The 4,414-nt window shown below is 62.0% G+C and carries 5 protein-coding genes; all 5 read right to left on the bottom strand.

The features are described 5' to 3' along the window. Nucleotides 1-689 (bottom strand): SDR family NAD(P)-dependent oxidoreductase (locus tag H1Y01_RS17040; protein WP_219341649.1); only part of this gene is annotated, 689 nt, incomplete at its 3' end. Beyond that, nucleotides 686-1,972 (bottom strand): MFS transporter, encoded by a 1,287-nt coding sequence (locus tag H1Y01_RS17035; protein ID WP_219341648.1) that lies wholly within the window; start codon nt 1,970-1,972, stop codon nt 686-688. The genes H1Y01_RS17040 and H1Y01_RS17035, both read right to left, overlap by 4 nt. After that, on the bottom strand, nt 1,969-3,078 hold the full coding sequence (gene menC / locus H1Y01_RS17030) for an o-succinylbenzoate synthase (protein WP_180541705.1): 1,110 nt from the start codon (nt 3,076-3,078) through the stop codon (nt 1,969-1,971). Before menC ends, H1Y01_RS17035 begins: the two co-directional genes overlap by 4 nt. Further along, a complete protein-coding gene (locus H1Y01_RS17025; RefSeq protein ID WP_180541704.1) occupies nt 3,075-3,821 on the bottom strand; it encodes a GNAT family N-acetyltransferase in 747 nt (248 codons plus the stop codon). Before H1Y01_RS17025 ends, menC begins: the two co-directional genes overlap by 4 nt. Next, nucleotides 3,818-4,414 (bottom strand): nucleoside triphosphate pyrophosphohydrolase (gene mazG / locus H1Y01_RS17020; protein ID WP_180541703.1); only part of this gene is annotated, 597 nt, incomplete at its 5' end. The genes mazG and H1Y01_RS17025, both read right to left, overlap by 4 nt.

The following is a 4,414-nucleotide window of genomic DNA, read 5'->3' as shown; positions in this document are numbered from 1 at the left end:
ACCTGCCCGGTAACAAACCGCGGCGCACTTAGAAAGTACAAGACCGCATCAGCTAACTCATCCGCCTCGCCGGCCCGTCGCATCGGCGTGCGACGAATCATCGCCTGTACTTCCGGCTGCGTCTCCGCGGCATCGCGATCGCCAAACGGAAACACTCCAGGCGCGACCGAATTCACATTGATCTCCGGCGCCAAAGCCTTCGCCAGCGCTTTCGTCAGCATGATGACCCCAGCCTTCGACGCGCAGTAATGCGCATGGTCCGCCCACGGCCGCAGCCCGCCCAACGAGCTGATGTTCACGATGCTCCCACTCCCGCCCTCACGCATCAAACGCGCCGCACTCTGGCAGCAGAAGAACACGCTCTTCAGGTTCACGGAATGGATGAAATCCCAGTCCGCCTCTTCGATCGCCATCACGTCCATGCGCGTGAATCGCGCCGCGTTGTTCACCAGTCCATCCAGCTGCCCGATCTGTTCGAACATCGCGCGGATCTCACCCACGCTCTCCAGATTCGCCTGGAACAACGGCGCATCGCCGCACGCTGCAGCTGTCTCGCGCGCTTCCTGTTCCGATGTCCCGTAATGAATGAGCACGCGCGCGCCTTCGCGAAACAAGCGCAGCGCGATCGCCCGCCCCATGCGTTTCGCCCCGCCTGTCACCAGCACCGTCTTACCGGCAACCGGACTCACGCGACCGCATCTCCGTGAATCTCGATCTCTTCAGGAACCTGCCGCGCCGGCTCCGGCAATCGTCCCGTGAAGTTCGCCCACGCCCATCCGACGGCCGTCATTGAACTCGCAATGCCCGCATAGACACCGATCGTCCGCGGGTCCGTATACGACGAAGCAAAGCCTGTCGCGCCCATAGACAGCATCATCACCGACCATTGCATCGATTCCATGGTCGAGAACACGCGCCCGCGGAAGCGGTTATCGACATGTTCCAGCAATTGCCCCATATTCAACACCGAACTTACCGCGACCGCCGCGCGCGACAGCATGATGAACAACAGCGCGAGCTCGAAATTGCGCATCAACGCGAAGATCACATAACAGCCGCCGTGGATGATGTAGCAGATCGAAATGGTCAGCTTATAGGATTCAAATCGCAATCGCGGACCCAGGAAGAACGCCACCGCGCCGCCGATCAGCAACCCCAGTCCGGCGAAGCTCCAGATGATTCCAATCCCGCGCGGACCCATATGAAACACCAGCTCGCCGAACATGCTGAACAACACCTGCGCCGCGCCGCCACCCGTAGCCCACCCGACGCCGACCAGCGCGAGCCCCATGATTAGCGGCGTTCGCGCCATGTAACGCAACCCCTCCGCGTACTCATGCCACGGCCGCACCACATCGTTTTCGCTCAGCACCACGCGCTTCACGCGGAATGTGCCGGCGGCCGGAACCAGTCCCCACACGCAGATCGCCGAGACCACGAACGAGAGGGAATTCAGCACAAACGCCCATTGGTATCCGACGCTGGCGACCGTCAATCCGCCCGCTGCCGCGCCGATGGTGAGCGTCGACCATCCGGTGATCTGCGTGATCGAGTTCGCCGCGTGCAGTTCTTCATCGGTGACGATGGTCGCCAGAATCGACGATCGCCCGCTGGTGAAAAACGGCGAAGCGAACATCAGCAGCGCGCTGAAAATATAGATCACCGTGTTCGAGTGCTGCGGAATCGCGAGGATGAAACCCAGCGCCAGCACGGCACGCGTCAGGTCGCTCGCCACCATCACGTACTTGCGATTGAGCCGGTCCAGAGACAATCCCGCCACCGGCCCAGCCATGATCGCGGGGACGGCGCGCGCCAGCATCACCAGTGCCGCCGACAGGCCCGAGTGCGTGTGCGCCAGCGCCAGACTCAACACCGCAATGTTGTTGAAGTGGTCGCCGATTTCGCTGACCACCTGGCCCATCCAGAGCCGCCGGTAACTGCGGTTCTGTTTGAGCAACTGCAGGACGGTCAACCGGCTGCTTCCTCGCGAACCGTGATGGAGCGGATGTAATCGTGATCCAGCTCGTAGCCGAACCCGACTTCATCGCTCACCGCGATCTGTCCTTCGCAATCGACTTCCACCGGCGGCACCACGATGTCGCGCTTCCAGTAGCGCTTGCTCGCGGAAACATCGCCGGGCAATGTGAAGTTCGGCAGCGTCGAGAGCGCGATGTTATGCGCGCGCCCGACGCCCGATTCCAGCATGCCGCCGCACCACACCGGGATCCCGGCGTCTTCGCAAACATCATGCACGCGCTTGGCTTCCGCAAAGCCGCCCACGCGTCCCAGCTTGATGTTGATGATCCGGCACGCGCTCACCTGAATCGCCTGCTCGGCATGGTGCGCGGAGCGAATCGCTTCATCCAGGCAGATCGCCGTGTCGAGTTTCTTCTGCAGCGCCGCGTGATCGATGATGTCGTCGTGCGCCAGCGGCTGCTCGATCATCATCAGGTAGAACGCATCCAGTTCGCGCAATCGCTCGGTATCGGCCAGCGTGTACGCCGAGTTCGCATCGGCCATCAACCGGATATCCGGAAACTGCTGGCGGACCTCGCGGATCACCTCGACGTCCCAGCCCGGTTTGATTTTCATCTTGATCCGTTGGTAGCCGGCCGCAAGCTCGGTGTCGATTTTTTCCAGCAGCTCCGGCACCGAGTCCTGAATCCCGATCGAGACGCCGCACGGAATTTTCTTGCGCGCGCCGCCGCCGATCTCGCGCCACAGCGGATTCCCATTGATCCGCGCCTGCAGATCCCAAACCGCCGCTTCGATGCCGCCGCGCGCCATGTTATGTCCGCGGATGTGGGCCGTCAGCGGATACACGTCCGCCGCGGTGGCCAGCTCGCGTCCCACCACGCGCGGTCCCGCATAGTCTTTCGCGATGCGCCACGCGGCTTCGGTCCATTCTTCGTTGTAGAACGGATGCTCGCCCGCGGTGATCTCGCCCCACCCGGATACGCCGTTCGCCCGCGCTTCCACCAGGATGATGTCGCGTTCGTAGGTCCGGCTGAAGCTGGTTTCGAAGAAGTGTACCAGCGGCATGCGCACCTGGCGCAGCACAATTGCATCGATTTTCATTCGCCCCGTCCTGATTCGAACTGCCCCAGCAGGTAGTCCCCCGTGGCTTCCGATCGCTCAAACCCAATCACCGTCAGCCCGCGATCGAATGCATTCCCAAACTGCTCGCTGATCACGCCCTGAATCTCCCGCGCGCGCGCCGGCTCTTTCACGCGAATCTCCTCGATATCGGATGGAACCTGTATGCGCGATTCGATCTCGCTACGCTCCGAACGCTCGCCCGCCAGCGCCTTCACAACGCGCTCGCTGCGCATCCACCATTCGGCCACGCAGCGATCGGTAGGCAGTCCCGTATGCAGCACGCTCGTCGAAATCCCGTATTGATTTAAAACGTACCGCCGCACGACCGCGCCCAACCGTTCGATGTTGAAAAATGCGTTCTTAATTTCCAGCGGATCGAACGTCCACTCCATCAGATCGATGCCTCGCGCCAAGGCATCGTCTCGCTGCGCCAGCTTCAGCATGCGCCCCACGCCCTGGTTGCGATGCGAGGCCGCGACGCCCACCATGTGGCTATGCAGGTAAGCCCCATAACCCTGCTTCATCCCCGGAATCGCCAGCGCAAATCCGACCATGCGGCCGCCGTCGTAAGCTCCGAACGCCTGCCCGCCGACTTTCGTCGCAACCACGAATAAGCGCCTGGGCAGCAGGTCCATGTCTTTGAACTGCCAGATCTCTTTCTGAAGCTCGACCGCGTCATGAAACTCGTCCTGCGAGTTCAGCGCACGTACCACGATGCTCATGCGGCCGCCTGCCGCTTGGCAAGCTGCCACAATTCTTCCATCTCATCGAGCGTGCTGTCACCCAACGTTTTGCCGCGCGCGGCGAGTGCGTTCTCCACATACCGGAAGCGCTCGCGAAACCGCGCATTCGAGCGGCGCAGCGCCTGCTCCGGGTCCACCTTCGAAAACCGCGCCAGATTCACGAGTACGAACAGCAGATCGCCGATCTCATGTTCGCGTTCTTCCGCCGTCACAGCGTTCGCGAGTTCCACGCGCTCCTCATCGAGCTTCGCCAGAACACCTGCCACGTCCGGCCAATCGAAGCCAGCTGTCGCCGCTCGCGAACTGATCTGCTGTGCTTCCACCAGCGCCGGCAGCGCGCGCGGTAAGCCATCGAGTAATCCCTGGGGCCGTGCTTTCTCCTTCGCCTTGATCTCGCTCCACAGTTTACGGACGTCGCCTTCCGTCTCCGCGCTCTCATCGCCGAACACATGAGGATGCCGCCGGATCAGCTTCTCGCTGATCGCATCCACCGAATCGGCAATCGTGAAACGGCCCTCTTCTTCCGCCATCTCCGCAAAGAAAACTGCCTGCAGCAGCAGATCGCCGAGTTC

Source organism: Nevskia soli (assembly GCF_903970205.1).
Classification (GTDB): domain Bacteria; phylum Acidobacteriota; class Terriglobia; order Bryobacterales; family Bryobacteraceae; genus Bog-113.
This window is presented reverse-complemented; position numbering and strand designations above follow the sequence as displayed.

What these genes read in the sequence shown, in the direction of transcription:
- menC (WP_180541705.1), bottom strand. Translation starts at nt 3,078, where the DNA reads ATGAAAATCGATGCAATTGTGCTGCGCCAGGTGCGCATGCCGCTGGTA.
- H1Y01_RS17025 (WP_180541704.1), bottom strand. Translation starts at nt 3,821, where the DNA reads ATGAGCATCGTGGTACGTGCGCTGAACTCGCAGGACGAGTTTCATGAC.